Annotated in this window: 19 protein-coding genes; 13 read left to right on the top strand and 6 right to left on the bottom strand. The window is 52.2% G+C overall.

The features are described 5' to 3' along the window. Positions 1 to 251: 251 nt before the first annotated feature. The 10 genes from ACTF5Z_RS06250 (at position 252) to hemE (ending at position 13,937) form a co-directional block, all read left to right on the top strand. Entirely contained in the window at positions 252 to 1,316 is a 1,065-nt protein-coding gene (locus ACTF5Z_RS06250) for a pilus assembly protein PilM (protein ID WP_423848646.1), read from the top strand. Beyond that, the gene (locus ACTF5Z_RS06245) at positions 1,316 to 1,873 is read left to right on the top strand and encodes a PilN domain-containing protein (RefSeq protein ID WP_423848647.1); all 558 of its coding nucleotides are present in this window, start codon (positions 1,316 to 1,318) and stop codon (positions 1,871 to 1,873) included. The genes ACTF5Z_RS06250 and ACTF5Z_RS06245 overlap by 1 nt, the downstream gene beginning before the upstream one ends. Beyond that, on the top strand, positions 1,873 to 2,481 hold the full coding sequence (locus tag ACTF5Z_RS06240) for a type 4a pilus biogenesis protein PilO (RefSeq protein ID WP_423848648.1): 609 nt from the start codon (positions 1,873 to 1,875) through the stop codon (positions 2,479 to 2,481). Before ACTF5Z_RS06245 ends, ACTF5Z_RS06240 begins: the two co-directional genes overlap by 1 nt. Then, on the top strand, positions 2,481 to 3,026 hold the full coding sequence (locus tag ACTF5Z_RS06235) for a pilus assembly protein PilP (RefSeq protein ID WP_423848649.1): 546 nt from the start codon (positions 2,481 to 2,483) through the stop codon (positions 3,024 to 3,026). The genes ACTF5Z_RS06240 and ACTF5Z_RS06235 overlap by 1 nt, the downstream gene beginning before the upstream one ends. 4 nt (positions 3,027 to 3,030) lie before the next feature. Continuing rightward, on the top strand, positions 3,031 to 5,157 hold the full coding sequence (pilQ, locus tag ACTF5Z_RS06230; RefSeq protein WP_438984916.1) for a type IV pilus secretin PilQ: 2,127 nt from the start codon (positions 3,031 to 3,033) through the stop codon (positions 5,155 to 5,157). A gap of 10 nt (positions 5,158 to 5,167) precedes the next feature. Then, positions 5,168 to 5,680 carry a shikimate kinase gene (locus ACTF5Z_RS06225; protein WP_423848651.1) on the top strand — a complete coding sequence of 171 codons (513 nt, stop codon included), beginning with the start codon at positions 5,168 to 5,170 and terminating at the stop codon, positions 5,678 to 5,680. A 15-nt stretch (positions 5,681 to 5,695) separates the two neighbouring features. Further along, a complete protein-coding gene (gene aroB / locus ACTF5Z_RS06220) occupies positions 5,696 to 6,790 on the top strand; it encodes a 3-dehydroquinate synthase (RefSeq protein WP_438984915.1) in 1,095 nt (364 codons plus the stop codon). Between the two features lie 156 nt (positions 6,791 to 6,946). Continuing rightward, entirely contained in the window at positions 6,947 to 11,398 is a 4,452-nt protein-coding gene (gene gltB / locus ACTF5Z_RS06215; RefSeq protein WP_438984914.1) for a glutamate synthase large subunit, read from the top strand. A gap of 20 nt (positions 11,399 to 11,418) precedes the next feature. Beyond that, the gene (locus tag ACTF5Z_RS06210; protein ID WP_423848654.1) at positions 11,419 to 12,840 is read left to right on the top strand and encodes an FAD-dependent oxidoreductase; all 1,422 of its coding nucleotides are present in this window, start codon (positions 11,419 to 11,421) and stop codon (positions 12,838 to 12,840) included. 20 nt (positions 12,841 to 12,860) lie between these two features. Beyond that, on the top strand, positions 12,861 to 13,937 hold the full coding sequence (gene hemE, locus ACTF5Z_RS06205) for a uroporphyrinogen decarboxylase (RefSeq protein ID WP_423848655.1): 1,077 nt from the start codon (positions 12,861 to 12,863) through the stop codon (positions 13,935 to 13,937). Here the strand turns inward: hemE and cysE are convergent. Next, a complete protein-coding gene (cysE, locus tag ACTF5Z_RS06200) occupies positions 13,934 to 14,725 on the bottom strand; it encodes a serine O-acetyltransferase (protein ID WP_438984913.1) in 792 nt (263 codons plus the stop codon). The genes hemE and cysE overlap by 4 nt on opposite strands. Before the next feature lie 48 nt (positions 14,726 to 14,773). Beyond that, positions 14,774 to 15,436: a tRNA (guanine(46)-N(7))-methyltransferase TrmB gene (gene trmB, locus ACTF5Z_RS06195; protein WP_423848657.1), complete on the bottom strand. Its 663-nt coding sequence runs from the start codon at positions 15,434 to 15,436 to the stop codon at positions 14,774 to 14,776. 92 nt (positions 15,437 to 15,528) lie between these two features. On the opposite strand from trmB, the gene ACTF5Z_RS06190 reads away from it, so the two are divergent. Continuing rightward, positions 15,529 to 16,257, top strand: coding sequence for an acyltransferase (locus ACTF5Z_RS06190; protein ID WP_438984912.1), 729 nt, complete (start codon positions 15,529 to 15,531; stop codon positions 16,255 to 16,257). Here the strand turns inward: ACTF5Z_RS06190 and modC are convergent. The 4 genes from modC to ACTF5Z_RS06170 are packed head-to-tail and all read right to left on the bottom strand — an operon-like array spanning position 16,254 to position 19,416. Continuing rightward, positions 16,254 to 17,291 carry a molybdenum ABC transporter ATP-binding protein gene (gene modC / locus ACTF5Z_RS06185; protein WP_438984911.1) on the bottom strand — a complete coding sequence of 346 codons (1,038 nt, stop codon included), beginning with the start codon at positions 17,289 to 17,291 and terminating at the stop codon, positions 16,254 to 16,256. The two genes, ACTF5Z_RS06190 and modC, sit on opposite strands and share 4 nt — an antisense overlap. 49 nt (positions 17,292 to 17,340) lie before the next feature. Continuing rightward, on the bottom strand, positions 17,341 to 18,018 hold the full coding sequence (modB, locus tag ACTF5Z_RS06180; protein ID WP_423848664.1) for a molybdate ABC transporter permease subunit: 678 nt from the start codon (positions 18,016 to 18,018) through the stop codon (positions 17,341 to 17,343). Then, positions 18,008 to 18,625, bottom strand: a complete 618-nt coding sequence (modA, locus tag ACTF5Z_RS06175; protein ID WP_423848660.1) for a molybdate ABC transporter substrate-binding protein — start codon at positions 18,623 to 18,625, stop codon at positions 18,008 to 18,010. The genes modB and modA overlap by 11 nt, the downstream gene beginning before the upstream one ends. Positions 18,626 to 18,669: 44 nt before the next feature. Next, a complete protein-coding gene (locus ACTF5Z_RS06170) occupies positions 18,670 to 19,416 on the bottom strand; it encodes a ComF family protein (protein WP_438984910.1) in 747 nt (248 codons plus the stop codon). A 216-nt stretch (positions 19,417 to 19,632) separates the two neighbouring features. Between ACTF5Z_RS06170 and ACTF5Z_RS06165 the strand changes: the two genes are divergently transcribed. Next, positions 19,633 to 21,435, top strand: a complete 1,803-nt coding sequence (locus ACTF5Z_RS06165; protein WP_438984909.1) for an acyl-CoA dehydrogenase C-terminal domain-containing protein — start codon at positions 19,633 to 19,635, stop codon at positions 21,433 to 21,435. 74 nt (positions 21,436 to 21,509) lie between these two features. Continuing rightward, a complete protein-coding gene (locus ACTF5Z_RS06160; RefSeq protein WP_423854080.1) occupies positions 21,510 to 21,719 on the top strand; it encodes a DUF3094 family protein in 210 nt (69 codons plus the stop codon). The last annotated feature ends 326 nt before the right edge of the window (positions 21,720 to 22,045 follow it).

Below are 22,045 nucleotides of genomic sequence, written 5' to 3'. Positions count from 1 at the left end.
TGGACTCAGATACAGATAGAGTCCAGCGAGACCCCAAACAACGCCGCATGCTGCCATAGCGGCAAGCGCGATTAAGGCATATACCCAGCGAGGGAAAGACTTAGTCACAGCAACATTTGATGGTTAGGTAGGGCATAAGTTGAATTATAGGCGCTAATGATGCTTGCATGCGAGTCCAACAACCCTATATCTTTGTGGTAATGTGAAGTAATATGACACATTAGCATATCTGCAAGATGGTGAGGCGCTAGTTGCTATATTTGTTCGGTAAAAAACCCAAGATCACGGTGTTGGGGTTAGACATTAGCTCGACGACTGTGAAGCTCTTGGAGTTGAGTCGCAGTGGCGAGCGGTATCGCGTCGAAAGCTACGGCGTGGCATCCCTGCCCGTAGACGCCGTTATCGAGAAAAATGTCAACGATATCGCTGGCGTCGCCAAAGCTGTCACGCAAGTCGTCAACCAGTCGAAAACTAAGGTTAAGTTTGTGTCGGCAGCAGTGGCCGGATCCAGCGTGATCACCAAGCTGGTTGATATGCCAGAAGGTTTAAACGACGACGCGATGGAGGCTCAGCTCGCGGTAGAGGCTGACCAGTACATTCCCTATCCGCTCGAAGAAGTCGCGATTGATTTCGAGGTCCAAGGTCCGTCGCTGGATACCGAAAACTACGACAGCGTTTTAATTGCGGCATGTCGACGTGAAACCATCGAGGCTCGGGTTGAGGCAATTGAAGAAGCGGGTCTAGAGGCCAAAATCGTTGATGTCGAAGCCTACGCGATGGAGCGAGCGTTTACGCTGATCGAGCACCAATTAGATTTGGAGCCGGACAATACGGTTGCCGTTGTTGATATTGGTGCGACGATGACCACATTAAGCGTTTTGCATCAAGGCCAAACAATATACACCCGTGAGCAGTTATTTGGTGGTAAGCAACTCACCGATGAAATTATGCGCCGCTACGGCTTGCCGCTAGAAGAAGCAGGTTTAGCCAAGAAACAAGGCGGATTGCCCGACGATTATGAGCCCGAAGTGCTTGAGCCCTTCAAAGACGCTGTGGTTCAGCAGGTCGCTCGCTCTTTGCAGTTCTTCTTTTCGTCCAGTCAGTACAACGATGTGGATTACATCATTTTAGCGGGTGGTGTGGCGTCTATGCAGGGCCTCGATACCCTGGTACAGGACAAATTGGGAACCCCTGCGACGGTTGCGAATCCTTTTGCTGAAATGTCCATTTCATCAAAGGTAGATGCGGTAGCCTTGGCGGGTGATGCCCCGGCGATGATGATTGCCTGCGGTTTAGCCATGAGGAGTTTCGACTGATGGCGAACATTAACCTACTGCCTTGGCGCGAAGAGCTCCGCGAGCAAAAAAAGCGAGAGTTCTACTTGGTGTCGGCGCTGGTTGCTCTAATTGCCATTGCGCTGTTGATCGCGGTGGATTTTGTGATCAGCGGTAAAATTGACGCCCAGAAGCGGCGTAACGACTACATCGCAAATGAAATTACGGTGCTGAACGCCCAGGTGGCTGAAATCCGTGATTTGCAAAAAAGGCGTACCCAGTTGCTTGATCGCATGCGAGTGATTCAGGACTTGCAGGGCAATCGCCCCATTATTGTTCGGGTCATGGACCAGTTAGTTCGCACGGTGCCCGACGGTGTTTATTACACCAGTCTGCAGTCTGTTGACGGTGTTATCAGTATCCGCGGCGTTGCTGAATCGAACAACCGAGTGTCGAGTTTAATGCGAAACCTGGAGGCTTCCGATTGGTTTTCGTCGCCGAATCTCGATTCGGTGAGAGCCGCTCCTGAGTTTGGTCCGCAAGCGACCACCTTTAATTTGTCTGTGAAAATCCAGCCGGATGGCGAGGGTGCGCGATAATGGCCATTGAAGATACTTTACGTAGTTTAAAAGAGTTCGATGTCAGCGATCTTGACCCAGATAATATTGGCTCTTGGCCTCTGCCCATTCTAGTGTTGTTGTGGGTCTTGGTCTTTGCGGCAGTGCTTTTTGTTGGGTACAACTATCATGTTAAAGGGCTACAGCAAGATTTGGCTCGCGCGGAGCAGAAAGAGCTAGACACCAAGAAAGATTTTGAAGACAAGGCCTTCAAAGCGGCAAATTTAGATGCGTACAAGCGTCAGATGTTAGAAATGGAAGATTCATTTGGTGCGCTTGTGAGTCAATTACCCAGTGACACTGAGGTACCTGGTTTGCTTGAAGACATCACCAATAAAGGCTTGGCTAACGGTTTAGAAATTGCCAGCATCGATCTGCAAGATGAACGCGCCGATGAATTTTACGTCGAGCTACCTATCGCGATTGTCGCCACGGGCTCCTATCACGATTTGGGTAGTTTCGTCTCGTCGATGGCTGGCTTGCCTCGCATTGTGACGCTGCACGATTTCAGCATCGAAACGGCGCGGGGCGGTGGTGATTTGCGCATGAATATGATTGCCAAAACCTACCGCTACAGGGATGGTGGGTGATGCTGAGGTTGTTTAAAAGGCTAGTCGCTGGGGGCGTGGTGCTGGGTTTGGCAGCGTGCGCTAACGACGACTTCAGTGATCTCGATCAGTTCATGGCGGAAAAGCGTGCTCGCCCGGCGGGTATTATTGCCGCGATACCGCCTTTTAAAGATTATGAAGCTTTTGCCTACAGCGCGACAACGACACGTAGCCCATTTGAGCGGCCTGTCGCGGTTCAGGATGTGGCGCAGTTGCAGTCAGTGTCAGCGGTGCGACCGGATCCAAAGAGGCCAAAAGAATTTTTAGAACAATATACGCTTGAATCGTTGGTTATGGTGGGCACGATTCGTCGCAACGGTAAGGATTGGACCCTGATGCAAGATCCCGACGGTGGGATTCATCGCGTGGGTTTGGGTAACTATATTGGCCGGAATCACGGGCGCGTGATTGACATGGGGCCTACTTATGTTGCGGTGGTTGAAATCGTGAGCGATGGTTCGGAAGATGGTTGGGTAGAGCGGCCTCGCTCGATCATGCTCAGCGGAATGAATTTGGGAGAGGGGTAATAGCATGTTGTGGCGTACCGTCAGAACTTTACTAAGCAGGACTTCGGCGCGATGGGTGGCGGCTGCGTTTGCTTTGACCTTAACTTCTCAGTCGATGGCCAGTGTGGTCGAAGAAATTAGCTTCACCTCGCGATCGGGTGGCAAGTTTGAAATACGTATGGATTTCGATTCGGTGCCGGATGATTACAAGGGCTACACCGTGGAGAAGCCCGCGCGTATTGCCTTGGACTTCGCCAGTACGAAAAGTGGCCTAGACCGCAAGCGTTTTTCTCTGCCTTATGGCAATGCAACCGCGGTTATGGTCGTGGAGGCGGGCGATCGTACTCGAATGATCGTGAATTTAGTTAAGCTGGTGCCTTACGAAACACGCGTCGAAGGTAATTCATTCTTCGTCACTGTGGGCGAGGGCGGCCAGGGCGACTATACCAAGCCAGCATCCGACCCAAATGCCGTCATGGCGAAAGTCGAAAAGGTCTTAGACGTCGAGGCCATGATCACCGATCTCCAGTTTCAGCGCACTACGGATGGCGAGGGTCGCTTATTATTGGATTTAAGTAACCCGAATGTCGACGTGAACGTGTATTCGGAGGCCGGTGACATCAAGGTCCAGTTCAAAGATACTGCCGTACCTGAGCGTTTATTGCGTCGCTTTGATGTGACCGATTTTGCCACTCCAGTCTACAGTGTGGATGTGAATACGACCGAGCTCGGTACGGTATTGACGCTGAAAACCGCCAAAGATTTCGATTATTTGGCCTATCAAACAGACAATCAGTATGTGCTGAGCGTCAAAGCACTCACGGTTGAAGAAGTGGAGGACCGCCGCAACGAGTTCGCGTATGTGGGCGATCGCATTTCGCTGAATTTCCAAGATATTGAAGTGCGAGCGGTGTTACAGCTGATTGCGGACTTTACCGAACTTAACTTAGTAGCCAGCGATACGGTAACAGGCCGTATTACCTTGCGCTTGCAGAACGTGCCCTGGGATCAGGCTCTCGAGTTGGTGTTAAAGACTCGAGGCTTAGACAAGCGCCAAATCGGCAATGTACTGATGGTCGCGCCTGCAGATGAAATTGCCGAGCGTGAACGGCAGCAAATTGAAGCCAACAAGCAAATCGCTGAATTGGCACCTTTGAATACCGAATTCATACGAGTTCGGTATGCGAAAGCCGACGCTATTGTCGATTTGTTCTCAGCCGGCAGTGAGGACGGTGGGTCGTTGATTTCGACGCGGGGTAGTGTCATCGTCGACCCCAGAACCAACTCGCTTATCGTTACGGAAACGTCGGCTAAGCTCGCCGAAATTCGTAATCTAATTGACTTAGTGGATATTCCGATCCGTCAGGTCATGATCGAAGCGCGTATCGTCATTGCGCAATCAAACCTCGATGAAGAGTTAGGTATCTCTTGGGGTGGTGGGCACACGAACAATAACTTTTTTGGGAACGCCCTTTCGGTTAGTGGAGACATAGAAAACGTCACTAATTTAAACCAATCGATTATCGACGGTGTGCCCGGCTCTGTGTCTCTGCCAGGCTCGCTTTTGGTGGACTTGGGTGTCGCCGAGCCTGCGGGTAGTTTCGCGGTGGGCTTTACCAGTAAAGACGTATTTTTAACCGCCGAACTCAGCGCGTTAGAGGCCGTGGGCAAGGGTGAAGTTGTGTCCCAGCCTAAAGTGATTACCGGCGATAAACAAAAGGCCTCGATTAAATCGGGTACCGAGGTGCCCTATCAAGAGTCATCGGCTGGTGGGGCAACAGCGACTCAGTTTAAAGAGGCTGTGTTGCAGCTTGACGTGACGCCCAATATCACGCCGGATGATCGTATCTTACTCGATCTTGTGATTAACCAAGACAGTATCGGTGATTTGGTGCCTTCTGGTAATGGCGGCAGCATTCCCACGATTGATACCACGGAGCTTACAACTCAGGTGTTGGTCGGTAACGGTGAAACCATTGTCCTGGGCGGCGTATTCCGTACCGAAGATCTCGAAAAAGTATCCAAAGTTCCAGTGCTAGGCGACATACCGGTCATGGGGCAGTTTTTTAAGAGCACCTCGACCTCTCGCACAAAAACAGAGACGCTAATTTTTATTACTCCGCGTATACTGGCAGATTCTTTACTCGACTAGAGCTGTCAGTATGGCTTTGATTGTCCTAGTCGGCCCTATGGGGGCCGGCAAAACCACCGTTGGCACCTTACTTGCGAAAAAGTTGCGTCTGCCTTTTAAAGATAGCGATGCCGAAATCGAGGCGCGCACCGGTGCCGATATTCCTTGGATTTTCGATGTTGAGGGCGAGCAAGGCTTTCGTGATCGTGAAACTCAAGTGCTGAAAGATCTGCTCGCTATGCCTGAGGGCGTTATTGCCACCGGCGGTGGTATCGTGATGCGTGAAGAAAATCGAGTCCTCTTAAAGCCCGTACAGGTGATATACTTGCGTGCATCCTTGAATGAGCAGCTGCGCCGCACTGCGAACGACCGCAAGCGCCCATTGCTGCAAACCGAGAATCCGCGAGCGGTGCTCGAACGTCTAATGACCATTCGCGACCCTTTGTATCGCGACATTGCGACTCAAATCATCGAAACCGATGGCGCCAACTCTCGGTCTATTGCCACCAAGCTTGCCCGCCAATACGGTGATCAAGCCCTATAACGCGCGAGCGAAAACATGTCACAGCAGCAAACTACATTACACGTCGAACTTGGCGACCGCCGATATCCTATTTATGTTGGCGCGAACTTATTGAGCTCTAGCAATTTGATAGCTGGGGCGATTAAGGGCCGGCAAGTGGTCGTGGTGACCAACGAAACCATAGCGCCTTTGTATCTCGATACCGTGCTGCGACAATTGCAAGATCATGCTTTGGTTACTTCAGTGATACTACCTGACGGTGAACAGTACAAAACTTGGCAGACCTTGGGTGATATTTTCGATCAGGTGCTCGCTGCTCGGCACAACCGGAGTACAACCTTCATTGCCTTAGGGGGTGGTGTTGTTGGTGACATCACCGGCTTTGCCGCCGCTTGCTATCAGCGTGGTGTTGATTTTATTCAAATACCTACGACCCTGCTGGCTCAAGTCGATTCCTCTGTCGGAGGCAAAACCGCGGTCAATCACCCATTGGGCAAAAATATGATCGGTGCGTTCTATCAGCCTACCGCGGTGGTCATTGACACGAGTACGCTTGCGACTCTTGGTGTGCGTGAGTACGCGGCGGGGCTGGCGGAGGTCGTTAAATACGGCCTGATTTATGACGCCGAGTTCCACGTTTGGATTTGTGCTAACCGAGACCTCTTGGCGGCACGTGATGTCGATACGCTGCGCCATGCCATTCAGCGTTCATGTGAGATTAAAGCCGAAGTCGTGGCGGCCGACGAGCGCGAATCGGGCCTGCGGGCAATTCTCAATTTAGGTCACACCTTTGGGCACGCGATTGAGACGCACATGGGATACGGTTCATGGTTGCATGGTGAGGCCGTTGCTGCAGGAATGGTCATGGCCGCACGTTTATCGGCCATGCGCGGTTCGGTTGATGTTGATTTGGTGGCTGAACTCGAGCAACTCTTGGTCGATTTAGGTTTGCCGGTGTGGGCACCAAAAGACATGACCTCAGAGACCTTTATCGACCTGATGGCTCTGGATAAAAAGGTGATTGATGGACAAATGCGCTTTGTGCTGTTGAATGCACTGGGGTCTGCCGCTGTCGTTGATGATGTTACCGAGGCCGAATTAACCGCTCTAATCGACGAATACACCCTCTAATTTGAGGCAAATCTTGTACAGTTTTGGGCCTGTGTTTGTCGAGATGCCTAAGAGCGTGTAAAATCCGCTTCCCCCTCAGAAGAAGTGCCCCTTGAGCCTCACGCGGGGAGTGCTCCGCACACGTTATCTACAACTGTTAACTTTATTGGAATAGCTATGAACGCTGGCCTATATCGCCCTGAAGAATTCCGCGACAACTGTGGGTTTGGATTAATTGCCCAAACCACGGGTGAAGCGAGTCACCGCTTGCTGCAAACAGCGATTGAGTCGTTAACGTGCATGACTCACCGAGGTGGTATCGCCGCAGATGGCAAGACCGGTGATGGCTGCGGCTTGTTATTCCAAATGCCCAAAAGCTTTTTTAAAGATGAGGCGAGAAAGGTACTCGGCATTGATTTGCCAGACCACTTTGCCGTTGGTCAGACGTTCTTAAGTCAAGATCAAGACGCTGCTGCCACTGAACGTACGGCACTGGAAACGTCCTTGCGTGCTCAAGGCCTCAAACCTCTGGGTTGGCGTGTAGTGCCCACAGATGCCTCGATTTGTGGTGAGATTGCTTTGGCGAGCCTACCCCGAATTGAGCAATGTTTTGTGGTGCAAGACGAGGCGGATGAATCGGTCTCGCTAGAAGCAAAGCTATTGATTGCGCGACGTAAAACAGAGCAAGCCTTATCGGATTCTGCACACGAAGCGTTTTATCTCTGCAGCTTATCAGCCAAGGTCGTGTCGTATAAAGGCTTGGTCATGCCCGCTGATTTGGCACAATTTTACGCCGATTTGGCTGACCCTCGTTTGCAGACGGCTATTTGTGTGTTTCACCAGCGTTTTTCCACCAATACCTTGCCTAAGTGGCCCTTGGCGCAGCCTTTCCGTTTGCTCGCGCACAATGGCGAAATTAATACTATCGAAGGTAACCGGAACTGGGCCGATGCTCGCTCAGCTCTATTTGAAACCGACATGTTGCCGAATATCGCTGATATCCAGCCTATCGTTAACCGCACGGGTTCGGATTCCTCAAGTTTAGACAACATGCTAGAAGTCTTGCTGACCGGTGGCGTTGATATGCCGCGTGCCTTGAGGATGTTAATTCCGCCAGCGTGGCAAAACTTGGAGTCAATGGATCCGGACCTGCGAGCGTTCTATGAGTATCACTCGATGCATATGGAACCCTGGGACGGCCCCGCCGGTATCGTACTAACGGATGGCCGCTACGCGACCTGTTTGCTCGATCGCAACGGTTTGCGCCCTGCGCGCTGGGTCAGAACGCGAGACGGCTTCATTACCGTTGCGTCTGAGATCGGCACCTACAACTACAAGCCTGAAGACGTTGTGGCGAAGGGTCGTGTGGGTCCCGGGCAAATGTTAGTGGTTGATACTGAAACCGGCGAGGTGCTCCACACCGCTGACATCGATAACCGCTTGAAGACACGAAAGCCATACAAGCAGTGGCTGCGTGATAATTCTGAGCGTATCGAAGGCACCTTCGATGGCGAGGTAGACCCCGGTATTGACGTTGCCGAGCTAGACGCTTATCAAAAGATGTTTCAGGTCACGTTCGAAGAACGAGATCAAGTGTTTCGACCCTTGGCAGAATCGGGTAATGAGGCGGTTGGATCCATGGGTGACGATACCCCGATGGCAGTTCTATCGCAGCAAACTCGAAGCCTATACGACTATTTTCGGCAGAAGTTCGCACAGGTGACTAACCCCCCGATTGATCCTTTGCGGGAAACGATCGTGATGTCACTCGAAACCGATTTGGGTCGTGAACAAAATATTTTTACCGAGGGTCCAGAGCATGCGCGACGCATTATTCTGCGCTCGCCGGTACTGTCGCAAAGCAAGTTTAACCGCTTGCTCAACCTTGACCGTCCGGGGTTTGAGGTCGCTGATATTGACGCGACTTATGCACCTGCTGACATGAGTCTTGCGGAAGCCGTAGCGGGACTGTGCCAGCAAGTTGAGCAAGCTGTCCGCGATGGCGCCACGATAATGATTATTTCGGACCGCAAGATTGCGACAGATCGTTTGCCGATCCACAGCTTGTTGGCGACCGGTGCGGTGCATCACCACCTGATTAAAGTGGGCTTGCGCTGCGACGCCAACCTCGTAATAGAAACCGGTAGTGCGCGCGACTCACACCAAATTGCCTGTTTGCTGGGCTTTGGGGCTACAGCGGTGTATCCCTACTTGGCCTATTCGGTCTTAGACGATTTATTGCGTAAAGGCGAGATTTTGGGTGATCCCAGTATCTGCTACAAAAACTACCGCAAGGGTATCAACAAAGGGCTGTTGAAGATTATGTCCAAAATGGGCATCTCGGCAGTAAGCTCGTATCGCGGTGCGCAGCTCTTTGAAGCTATTGGTTTGGCTTCAGAGGTCGTTGATACTTGCTTCAAAGGCGTTGCCAGCCGAATTAGCGGCGCTGATTTCACGGATCTCGAAGATGATCAAAAGGCGCTTGCGAAAACAGCGTGGTCATTGCGTAAATCGTTGGTTCAGGGTGGCTTGCTAAAATACGTGCATGGGCAGGAATATCACGCCTTTAACCCCGATGTTGTTTTGGCTCTGCAGCAAGCGGTTGCGGCTGGCGACCGAGGCATTTATCAAAAGTACAGTCAAATGGTGAATAGCCGCCCTGTGGCGACCTTACGCGATTTGATGAAGCCCGTTTTAGCAGAGCAGGCCTTGCCTTTAGATGAAGTTGAGTCGATAGAGACCATATTGCCGCGCTTTGACTCAGCGGGCATGTCGCTTGGGGCGCTAAGCCCAGAAGCACACGAAGCGCTAGCGGCTGCTATGAACCGCATCGGAGCGCGGTCAAATTCGGGTGAGGGCGGCGAAGATCCAGCGCGTTACGGCACCGAGCGCGTTTCAAAAATTAAGCAGATTGCCTCTGGTCGTTTTGGTGTAACGCCTCACTATTTGGTGAATGCTGAGGTACTACAAATTAAAGTGGCGCAGGGCGCTAAGCCTGGTGAGGGTGGTCAGTTACCGGGCGGTAAAGTGAACGACCTCATCGCGCGGTTGCGTTACTCGGTTCCTGGCGTGACGTTGATTTCGCCGCCTCCTCATCATGATATCTATTCGATTGAAGATTTAGCGCAGCTGATTTTCGACTTAAAGCAGGTCAACCCTGACGCGTTGGTTTCGGTGAAATTGGTGTCGGAACCAGGCATTGGCACAATCGCTGCTGGTGTGGCAAAAGCCTATGCCGATTTGATTACTATTAGCGGGTACGATGGCGGAACCGCGGCCAGCCCGATTACATCAATTCGTCATGCGGGCTCGCCCTGGGAATTAGGCTTGGCCGAAGTTCAGCAAACGCTGCGTGGTAACCGCTTGCGCGGCTCCATCAGGCTGCAGGCTGACGGTGGTATGAAAACCGGCCTCGATGTGATCAAAGCTGCCATTTTGGGTGCCGAGAGTTTTGGATTTGGCACTGCACCCATGGTTGCGTTAGGTTGTAAGTACTTACGCATCTGCCACCTTAATAACTGCGCAACAGGTGTTGCCACTCAAGATAGCCGTTTGCGTGATGATCATTTCAACGGCACTGTCGATATGGTGGTTAACTTCTTTACGATGGTGGCTGAGGAAACTCGAGAGTGGCTGGCTAAGCTTGGGGTTCGAAGCATAGAAGAGCTGATCGGTAGAACTGATTTGCTCGAGCTGTTGCCGGGCAACACCACGAAACAGAGCCATCTAGATTTAGCGCCGATTTTGCACGTTGATCCAGCGGCGGTTGACCAGCCCCAGTTTTGCCAGGTTGCGTCTAATGATCCTTTTGATCAGGGCGAGTTGGCTGAGCGCATGGTTGCGGATGCACTGCCAGCGATCGAGGCAGCAAGCGGTGGCGAGTTCAGTTATCGTGTCGGTAACTGCGATCGCTCGATTGGCGCACGCTTGAGCGGTGAAATTGCAAAGCGGCACGGCAACTTAGGTATGGAGTCTGCCCCCGTGGTTATGCGCTTAGAGGGTACGGCCGGCCAAAGCTTTGGCGTTTGGAATGCCGGTGGCTTGCACATGTACCTAGAGGGTGATGCCAACGACTATGTCGGCAAGGGTATGGCAGGCGGTAAGTTAGTATTGTATCCGCCTAAGGGCAGTGCTTTTGAAGCCAAAGACGCAGCCATTATCGGTAACACCTGTCTCTACGGTGCTACAGGTGGCGAGCTTTATGCCTCGGGTACGGCGGGCGAGCGCTTTGCGGTGCGTAATAGTGGGGCTCATGCGATTGTTGAAGGTGCTGGCGACCACTGCTGCGAATACATGACAGGTGGCACGGTCATCGTCTTAGGTGCAGCCGGAGTGAACTTTGGCGCCGGTATGACCGGTGGATTCGCCTATGTGCTGGACGAAGACAGAACCTTCATTGATCGTTATAACAGCGAATTGGTTGAGATCTGCCGTATTAACGCTGAGTATATGGAGGCTTACCGCCATCACTTGCGAGAGCGCATTAAAGACCACGCCCGCGAGACCGACTCGGCGTGGGCGGCACATTTGTTAGAAAACTTTGAAGATTACATCGGTAAATTCTGGTTGGTTAAACCTAAAGCCGCAGACCTTGGCACTTTGCTGTCGCGTCTGCGAGATACGGATTAATCACAAGGAGGATAGGCATTATGGGCAGCCGTGCAGGAAACAATTTTCAGTTCATTGATGTGGGTCGTAACGATCCAAATAAACGTGATATTCAAAATCGTAAGACGCAGTACATTGAAATTTACGATCAATATACTGAGTCGCAAGTAGAGAACCAAGCCGATCGCTGTTTGGCCTGTGGCAACCCCTATTGCGAGTGGAAATGCCCCGTACACAACTTTATCCCCAACTGGTTGAAGCTGGTGTCCGAGGGGCACTTATTTGAAGCAGCAGAGCTGTCACATCAGACCAACACGCTACCCGAAGTCTGCGGACGTGTGTGTCCGCAAGATCGCTTGTGCGAGGGTGCCTGTACGTTAAACGATGGTTTTGGTGCGGTCACGATTGGTGCTACCGAGAAATACATCACTGACACAGCCTTGGCGATGGGCTGGCGTCCTGATTTGTCGGGTGTCGTGCAAACCGATAAGCGGGTTGCCATTATTGGCGCGGGCCCTGCCGGTTTGGGTTGCGCCGATGTGCTGACTCGTGCGGGCGTTAAAGCGGTTGTATACGATCGCTACCCTGAAATCGGCGGTTTGCTGACCTTTGGTATTCCAGAGTTCAAACTTGAAAAAGACGTTATGGTTCGTCGTCGCGAAGTGTTTGAAGGCATGGGTATTGAATTCAAATTAAATACCGAGATTGGCCGCGATATCACGATCGAGCAATTGCTGGCCGATTACGACGCGGTGTTCTTGGGCATGGGTACCTACAAAGCGATGCTGGGCCGTTTCCCAGGTGAAGATCTGCCCGGTGTGCATAAAGCCTTGGATTACCTAATTGGCAACGTAAACAACAATCGCGGCTATCAACAAGACCCCGAAGCCTTTGTTAATTTAAAAGGTCAGCGCGTGGTGGTCTTGGGCGGTGGTGATACGGCGATGGACTGTGTTCGTACCGCAGTTCGTCAAGGCGCCAAAGAGGTCATTTGTGCTTATCGTCGTGACGAAGTCAACATGCCGGGTTCCCGTAAAGAAGTAAAAAACGCGCGTGAAGAAGGCATTCAGTTTTTGTTTAACCGCCAGCCCATCGAGGTGGTGGAAACTAACGGTAAAGCCAGCGGTATTCGTGTGGTTGAAACCGCACTCGGTGAACCTGGTCCAGATGGCCGTCGTCGCCCTGAGCCTATCGAAGGTAGCGAGCAAGTTATCGATGCAGACGCCGTTATTGTCGCCTTCGGCTTCCAGCCAAGCCCTGCAGAATGGTTTGGCTCTGCCGATGTTGAGCTGAATGATTGGCAAGGCGTTGTGGCACCAGAGCACCAGAACTTTAAGTTTCAAACGACGAATCCCAAAATCTTTGCCGGTGGCGATATGGTCCGTGGCAGCGATCTTGTGGTCACTGCTATTTGGGAAGGACGCCAAGCTGCAGAAGGCATCTTAGATTACTTAGACGTGTAACTTTTACAGCGAGCGAGTTTGTGTCGAATTTAAAAAATGATCGTTTTTTACGCGCGTTAATGCGTCAACCTGTCGACCGTACGCCTATTTGGATGATGCGTCAGGCGGGCCGCTATTTACCTGAGTATCGGGCAACGCGCGCACAGGCTGGCTCTTTTTTGGATCTTTGTAAGAACACAGAACTGGCTTGCGAAGTCACGATGCAGCCCTTGCGTCGTTACCCAATGGACGCAGCCATCCTGTTCTCGGATATTTTGACCATTCCCGATGCCCTGGGTCTGGGTCTGTATTTTGAAGAGGGTGAAGGACCTAGGTTCCACAAGACGGTGCGCTCCGAGGCAGATATCGATGCCTTGAATGATTTCAAAGCGGTAGACGATTTGAGCTACGTTATGGACGCGGTCAGCGCGATTCGTAATGAATTGAATGGTGAAGTCCCTTTGATTGGCTTTTCTGGCAGCCCGTGGACACTAGCAACTTATATGGTTGAAGGCGGCAGTAGCAAAGATTTTGCTCGCGTTAAAGCTATGGCCTATGACCAGCCTGAAGTGATGCATAAGTTGCTGGCCTTGTTGGCCGATGCAGTAGCAGATTACCTAAACGCGCAAATTGCAGCGGGTGCGCAGGCCGTACAAATTTTTGATACCTGGGGCGGCAGTTTAAGTGCCTCGGCCTACAAAGTGTTTTCGCTGAAGTACATGCAGCGAATTATCGCGCAACTGACGAAAGAAGCGGATGGTCGCTCCGTGCCCGTGATTGTGTTTACCAAGAACGGTGGGCAGTGGTTGTCTTCAATTGCAGATTGCGGCGCTAACTGCGTAGGTTTGGATTGGACGACCGATATCGGTTCGGCGCGCCAACAAATTGGTAGTCGAGTCGCTTTGCAAGGCAATATGGACCCTGCGATCTTATACGCGAGTCCAGCGCGAATTCGTGAAGAGGTTGCGACTATCTTAGAAAGCTTCGGTCATGGTTCGGGCCACATCTTTAACCTTGGGCACGGCGTAACGCCCGGTGTTAACCCTGATCACGTAAAGGCCTTTGTTGACGCAGTGGTGGAGTTGTCGCCGGTTTACCACCAGGCTGTTGCGCGCTAGCTAGCGTTATCGAAGCCCTGATCCATTTCTAGTGCGGGTAACTCGCTCGCAGGTCGACCTACAATTTTGGCGGGCACGCCGGCCACAGTGACGTGCGGCGGTACGTGGTCAAGTACCACTGAGCCAGCACCCACTTTGGCGCCTTCGCCCACGGTGATATTGCCCAATATCTTAGCACCTGCGCTGATCAGAACGCCGTCACCGATTTTTGGATGGCGGTCACCATCTTCTTTGCCCGTGCCCCCCAAAGTGACTGACTGCAGTATTGATACGTTGTTGCCAACCACTGCGGTTTCGCCAATCACCAAGCCGGTGGCATGATCGAGCATGATGCCATGTCCTAATTTGGCCGCGGGATGAATATCGACATCGAACTCGCTCGACATTCTGTTTTGAAAGAATAAGGCTAAAGAGTGTCTGCCTTGCCGCCACAGCCAATTGGCCACGCGATAGGTTTGCAGAGCGTGGAACCCCTTGAAATGCAAGAAGGGTACAGATAATTCGTGGCATGCTGAGTCGCGTTCTTCGACCGCGAGCAGGTCTTGGCGTACCGCAATTCCCAGCTCAGGGTCGCTTTCGAAGGCCTGCATGATGACCTCTCGCAGTAGCAGCGCATGTACTGTTGGGCTGTCTAATTTGCTGGCAAGGTGAAAACTGAGGGCGCACTCAAGCTTACGATGGTTCAAGATCGTGGCGTGGAAAAAGCTGGCGAGTATGGGCTCTTGTTGCGCTTCATGCGCAGCTTCTTGGCGAATTCGTTCCCATACGGGGTCGTTGGCCTGAGTCATGCGTCCTCCTAAATTAGGCGAACACTCTATCGCAAACAGAGGAGAACGTCACGGGCTGGTCGTCGAGCAAACCCGCCACAGCGTATGCTGGCTGGCAATATACTTCGCTTCGAAACGCGTTATTGGCTCTTTTGGTACAAAAGACGTTAACTCTGTTGGACGACTTGCAATGGTTAGCGCTTGAGTAAATTCACGGGCATAAATGTCCCAGTTTGTGCGTAGTTCAAGGTTCGGCGAAATCTCGAGCAGCGCCTTGAAGCTCGCGTGGCCGTGCACGCGGCGTTTAAGCTGTGAGGCTTTAGGCCAAGGGTTTGGGTAGAACAACGTGTGACGCTGCGCTTGGATTTTGTGCTCGGCCATGAGTCGCCAAAGTGCGTCGCAGTCGCTGCGAACCAGCAGACAATTGGTCAACTCCGCAGGTGGTTCGGCTTTTAGGCGCTGTTCTGACTGGTCGACGCCGATCACACAAAAGTTGGGGTTTTGTTCAGCCAATTTTCGGGTGCTGATACCCGTGCCGCAAAATGAATCTAGCCAGAGCGGTAAACCCGTTAGGCTCAGAGTTTTCCTCATCAGCTCGAAACTGTCGTGCACAAAGTCGGGTATGGGCGTACGGTCGGTCGTGCAAAGGTGCTTCGTCACAATCGCTTCGAGATTCTCATGCACTGCGATTTGGTTGCTTGATACGGGTTTGGAGTTTCCGAGATTGGTCACGGCTTACACTTGCACCTCATGAATGGTCGCTGTCATCATAGCGCAATTCGTCGAGCGACGGCGTTAATAAGCCACTGAGATTTGAGGTAAGCGTGAAGCAAGACAACCGACCGTATTGGCTAAAAAAGCTGCATTTACAGTTTCGTCATTGGTATACCGAATATTTTTTGCGACCTGAATGCGCCTCACTGGGGCCGTACCATACTGTCATGAAACCTTGGTATGTGAAAATTTCGGGGCCAAACATTCATATTGGCCACAGTCTGACGGCGATCGGCGAGCCTTCGCACCGCGTCGAGTTGGGCGTATGGGGGCGCGATGCGGGTCTGGGGGCTCTCATCATAGGTGATGCCGCATTGTTGTCGCCTGGTGTGCGAATCAGCGCGAGCGATGAGATACGTATTGGTGATGGTGTGATGATGGCGAACGGCGCCTATGTGACCGATTCCGATTGGCACACACTGTACGATCGTAACGCTCGCGATCCCGAGCCTCGACCGGTTCGCATTGGTAACAACGTCTGGATTGGCGACCATGCGACTATTCTGAAAGGCGTGACGATAGGCGACAACTCTGTGGTTGGTGCAGGTGCGGTTGTGACGCAATCGGTACCCGCCAATGTCGTTGTGGCCGGCAACCCTGCAAAAATCGTAAAGCACTTAGACCCCGAGCGTGAGATGGTCACGAGGATGGATCATTTCCGTGACCCGCAAGGCGTTATCGACTTTTTTGATGGCATTGATCGGGCCGTACTAAAAGACAACACGACGTGGCAATGGTTGCTCGATACTATTTATCCAGCCGGCCGTAAAAAATCTTAGGTCTGTAGCGAAATACCTTTGACCTGGGCCCATACCTCTTGTCCGACCTGTAAGTCGAGTTCGCGCACCGAGCGGCGCGTGATTTTAGCGAGTAACTGCTGAGCACCTAGATTGAGCGTAATGGTGGCGCTCGCTTCACTGCCAATATCAATGGTACCAATGGTGCACGGGAGCAAGTTCAAGATACTACTCCGCTCAGGGCGTTCCAAAGCCAAGCTGACATCTTTTGCCGCAATTTGAAGGTAAAGCGGTTTGGTGTCGTCGTTTGTTGCGATCTCGGGTACGAGTAAACGATTTCCCTCGAGTAGCAGTTCGCTTAACTTATCGTCTTTGTGGTGGTGCGTTAGGTGCGCGGACAAAACGCTGCTCAGGTCTTGTTGCGAATCTTCGTAGCCCAATAACACGTCAGGGTGCCCCGATTTCATGACCTTTCCGTTTGCCAAAGTAATGACGTGGTCGGCCAGCGCTAACGCTTCTGGAATATCATGAGTAACGTAAATGACGCTAATCTGCCGCTGCTTGCGCCAGTCGCTCAAAAATTTGACGATTTGCTTGCGGGCGTTCTGATCCAGATTCGTCAGGGGCTCGTCCAGAAGCAACCATGATGGGTTGGCCAGTAAGGCCCGCCCTAATGCCACTCGCTGTGCCTCGCCGCCGGATAAGCTCGCGGGCATTCGCTCGAGCAAGGGACTGACGCCTAAGCCCTCGACGACGTGCTGCACGTCAGAGATGTTTCCTTGCCGTCTTGTTAGTCCATACACTAGATTTTGATGAACGGTGAGGTGTGGGAACAGCGCAGCATTCTGGGCGCTCAGTACGACGGGGCGTTGATGTGGGGGCAAATGACTCAAATCGCGCTCATCGACAGTCAGTTGGGTAACTACCAGTGGACTTGGAAGTCCTGCGATCGCGCGCAGTAGACTGGTCTTGCCGCTTCCACTGGGCCCAAAAATTACCGTGCACGTATGATTTTTTAGCGTCAACTCAACCGCGCCAAAAACCATATTATTGCGGGCTCTAAACACTAAGCTCATCGGTCGAACTCAGCCTGGCTGCGCTCTGTGCAAGGCTTGGCGCTGGTCATCATCGGCTTACCCACGAAGAATGAGTATCGGCAGGGTTTAGGCGATAGAGGCTAATCAATACAGCCAGAGAAAATACCAACAAGCCGCCGGCAACGGCATGGGCTTCGGCAAAGTTGAGGCGCTCGACTGAGTCGAACAAGGCGATCGACAGCACTTGGGTCTCGCCTGGAATATTGCCGCCAATCATGAGTACCACGCCAAACTCGCCAACCGTATGTGCAAAGCCCAGGCAGCCCGCGGTAATGAAACTTCGCTTACACATAGGCAACACGATACTGAAGAAGCGATCAATGGATGTGGCCCCTAGCGACGCCGCCGACTCTAAAATGCCAATGGGAATTTGTTGAAAGGCGCTTTGTAGGGGTTGGACTACAAAGGGTATAGAGTAAATGACTGAGCCAATCACTAGAGCGGAAAAGCTAAAACTCAAAGGTGAGCCGGTAAGTGCTTGCCAAAACTGACCCAGCGCGGTGTTGGGGGCAAAAAAAATCAACAGGTAAAATCCCAGTACCGTCGGGGGCAACACCAGGGGAAGCGCTACGACAGCCTCAACGATCGATCGCGACCATGAGTGCCCTCGGCTTAACCACCAAGCAATAGGGGGGGACAACAACAGCAGAATCAGGGTTGTTACTGAGGCTAGCTTGAGCGTTATTGTCAGTACATCAAGAGTCATGTTGGCAGCGGCTATAACCGTATTGGTGTAAGCGTGATTGTACCTCTTCACTTGATAGCCACAACAAAAACGCCTCGGCGCTTTGGTGGTTGATGTGCCCTGCGGGTCTTACCGAGACGGCGAATTGCTCAATTGGGCTGTACCAATCGCTCGGAATCGCGAGACCCTCGGCCAATGAGGCCGGCACTAAGGCAAACATCACGTTACCACTGGCTTTAAATTGATAAGCTTGCTGTGCGTTGTTACCCTGAATAACCTGCAAGGAAGGAATATTGACGCGTTGCAGCACTTCTTGGGCGGCTCGTCCATAAGGCGCGGTCAGTGGATTGGCGATTGCAATACGTCCACCTGCGTTAAGGTCTGCAAGAGCTTGCGCGCCCATGAGTACGAGTTGTCCTTGGGCATAGCAGATAGGGGGCGTTAGCTGCTTCTCGCTCGCAAGTGTTGTCGGTCTGTCCTCATCGGCCGCTAGCAGCACATCGAAAGGGGCACCCATCAGAATTTGGTTGCTAAGAGCCCCCGTGGCGCCCGAGATGATTGTGACTTTATCGGGGGGTGGCACGGCTTCAACTAAAGCTTCAAGTACCGGGACAAAGTTTGATGCCACAGCAACCCGCAGAACGGACGCGTTTGCAGATAGCGCAAGTGAGCTTAGTGCACAGCATAAGAGTTTGAAGCAGTACTGGCGCATGGGGCTCCTGGTTTAGGTGTTTTAGCGATACACCAAATTGTTACGTATTCAGCGCCGGCGTTTTTTAAACATTGCGCGGCTCGATGAGCAGTTTGTCCGGTTGTCATTACATCATCGATTAGGGCTAAGCGTAAGCCCTCTAGGTTTTGCCCGCAACGAAAGTGTTTATCCGATAGTTCTCGAGCTTGTCGATGAGGGGTTTTATGCTGCGGCGCTTGGTACATGGTGCAGCTGAGCGCGTTGCTTACTTCAATGGTGAGCTTTCTCGACACGTATTCCGCCAATAAAGCACATTGGTTATATCCACGTTGCCAGGTTCTGCGCCAGTGCAAGGGCATGGGTATCAGTCTGTCGATGGCCTGGTTGGTTGGGAGCCCCTCAAGCAGCAAGTCTGCCAGAGCCGACGTCAGGTTGGTGGTTTGAACAAATTTCCATCGATGAATTAGGTAGCGTAAACCCTCGCTGTATTGCCAAGGTGCGTGGCAGGCGTCGAAGGCAAATCGCCCTGGCGTGCAGTAGGGGCAGCCGTGTGTAATAGAGGCTGGCAGATACTCTCCGCATCGCATACACGCAGGTGTGTTCTGTACAAGGCTGTCTCTGCAGAACGTACAGAGTGTGTGATCGGTATCCGAATGTTGCTGACACAGTCGGCATATTTTGGGTAAAAGAGTATTGAGTAGCAAATTAGCGTGTTGCTGAATACGCATGAGCGGGTCCTTGTGGTTAACTCAATGTAGATTGCCACACGGGGCGGGTGTTTCTGGTGTCGAAGTCGATCTTTAGTGTTCAAGCTTCATCAATTGAGCGCGGGCTGTCGGCGGCTGTGATTCGTGATTAGTGCCATTTAAAGCCCAATTAACTTGACTATAATGGCGTCGTCGGCAAAATGTTGCCGCTGTTAACATAGAGTCGAGGAAACCAACATGCCTACCTACAAAGCGCCCACCCGAGATCTGCAATTTGTCCTTCACGATGTTTTAGGCGTTGATGATGTGTACACCTCTTTGCCGGAATTTGAGGAAGTTAGTCCCGACCTGATCGATGCAATTCTGGAGCAAGGCGCAAAATTCTGTGAAGACGTGCTTGCACCCCTCAATGAGTCGGGTGACGAAGAGGGTTGCCAATGGACCCCCGAGGGCGTCAAAACCCCTGCAGGATTTGCTCAAGCGTACGCCCAGTACGTCGAGGGCGGTTGGCCTTCGTTAGCGGCGGATGTTGAGTACGGCGGTCAGGGAATGCCCAATACCTTGGGTTTATGCATGAGCGAGCTCACTGGGACCGCAAACTGGGCTTGGTCGATGTATCCCGGCTTGAGCCACGGCGCCATCAAAACCTTGGAGGAGCATGGCAGTGAAGAGCAAAAACAACGCTACTTAACACGCCTGATTTCCGGTGAGTGGACCGGAACAATGTGCCTCACCGAGCCGCACTGCGGTACCGACTTGGGCTTGCTTCGCACCAAAGCAGTCCGCAACGACGACGGTAGCTTCTCGCTACACGGGACAAAGATCTTTATCAGCGCCGGCGAGCACGATATGGCTGAAAATATCGTACACATCGTGATTGCACGCATAGAGGGTGCGCCCGAGGGCACCAAGGGTATTTCGCTGTTCGTAGTGCCCAAGGTAAACGTGAATGAAGACGGTACCTTGGGGGACCGAAACGCGCTCAACTGTGCTTCGATCGAATCGAAAATGGGAATTAAAGCTTCTGCCACCTGCGTTATGAATTTTGATGGCGCCAAGGGTTACTTAATTGGGCCTGAGAATCGCGGTCTTAACTGTATGTTTACGTTTATGAACGCCGCACGCTTAGGAACCGCAGTTCAAGGTTTGTGTCATGCTGAGTTGGCGTATCAAGGCGCCTTTAATTACGCACGTGAGCGTCTCGCAATGCGCTCATTAACGGGTCCGAAAAATCCCGACGGCCCAGCAGATCCCATCTTAGTGCACCCTGACGTTCGCCGTATGCTGCTAACACAGCGCGCCATAGCCGAGGGAAGCCGAGCGTTTTTATTCTTTTTGGCTTTGCAGGGCGACATTATTCGCGCTGGCAACGAAGAGCAAGCTAAACAAGCCGATAACCTCATGGCGCTGTTAACCCCGATTGCTAAAGCTTTTGTGACCGAGTTGGGTTTTGAAGCGGCGAACCATGGCGTTCAGGTCTTAGGCGGGCACGGCTATATTCGCGAATGGGGCATGGAACAAATCGTACGAGATGCTCGTATTGCGCTGTTATACGAGGGTACGACCGGTGTTCAAGCAATGGACTTGATCGGCCGCAAAGTCTTGGGTAGTGGTGGTAAATTACTCATGGACTTCACAGCGATCATGGATGAATTTTGCCAAGGCGAGCACCCTGAGCAAGTCGCCGGCTACATCAGTACGGTTAGCGCATTAAAGGACGAGTGGTTAACTCTATCGCTGAGCATCGGGGAAAAAGCGATGCAGAACGCTGACGAAGCGGGAGCTGCCTCGGTAGATTACTTGATGTACAGCGGTTACGTTGTGTTAGCTTACTTTTGGGCGCAGCTTGCCAGCACCGCGGCACGCCTTCTCGACGACCCAGCCAGAGCAGCCGATGCAGACTTTATGCGTGCCAAGTTAATGACCGCGGAGTTCTACTTTAAGCGTATGCTGCCCCGAGCTCAGGGCCACAAGCTCGCGATCGAAGGTGGCGCAGAGCCTCTAATGCAAATGCCCGAGGCCCTGTTCGCGGTTTCTTAAGCGCGTTACAGTACTGGAAATTGGGCGAAGATGTTCTTACACTTCGCCTATTAATCGATCTGAGGTTCACTAATATGAGCGACTCTCAAACTACTTCTTCGAATGATGAGCCAAGATTGCACCCCGAAGACCAAGCTAAAGTTGATGAGTTTTGCAGCCGCGGTGTGAACTCCGTCGAGCGCAAGCCGTTTAAGCCTTTCCGAATGATGCTGTTGTTGATTGGCGTCACTGTCGTGTTCAGTGTTCTGAGCCAAATGATCGCGAAGTGGTCGGGAATTTACTGAGTTTCTGTAGCGGTCTATATTTTGTGTTCAGGAAGCGCGCTGGCTCGTGATTTGTTTTGCGAACACTCGGTGCGCTGCTATGACTGAGCGTCGGTTATAGTCTTTAGAGGTTAATCGTTTAACGATTCGCCTTCACGTCTCAGCCAATTTCTTGCGGACCGCTTCAAGGCCGTCCGTGGCACGCTACGCACGCGACGTCCTGTCGCGTGACGTTCCGCGCGAAACAGGCTGCAGCCGCTCGGCTGACTTTTATATGCTTCTCGAGATATGTGATCCCTAATCCTAAATGGTTGAGTTATTGGGGCTTGGTATATAGCCAGCGCACA

The sequence above is a fragment of the Aequoribacter sp. genome (assembly GCF_965659035.1).
Classification (GTDB): domain Bacteria; phylum Pseudomonadota; class Gammaproteobacteria; order Pseudomonadales; family Halieaceae; genus Aequoribacter.
The sequence above is the reverse complement of the archived record's forward strand: the minus strand, read 5'-3'. Positions and strand labels throughout refer to the sequence as shown.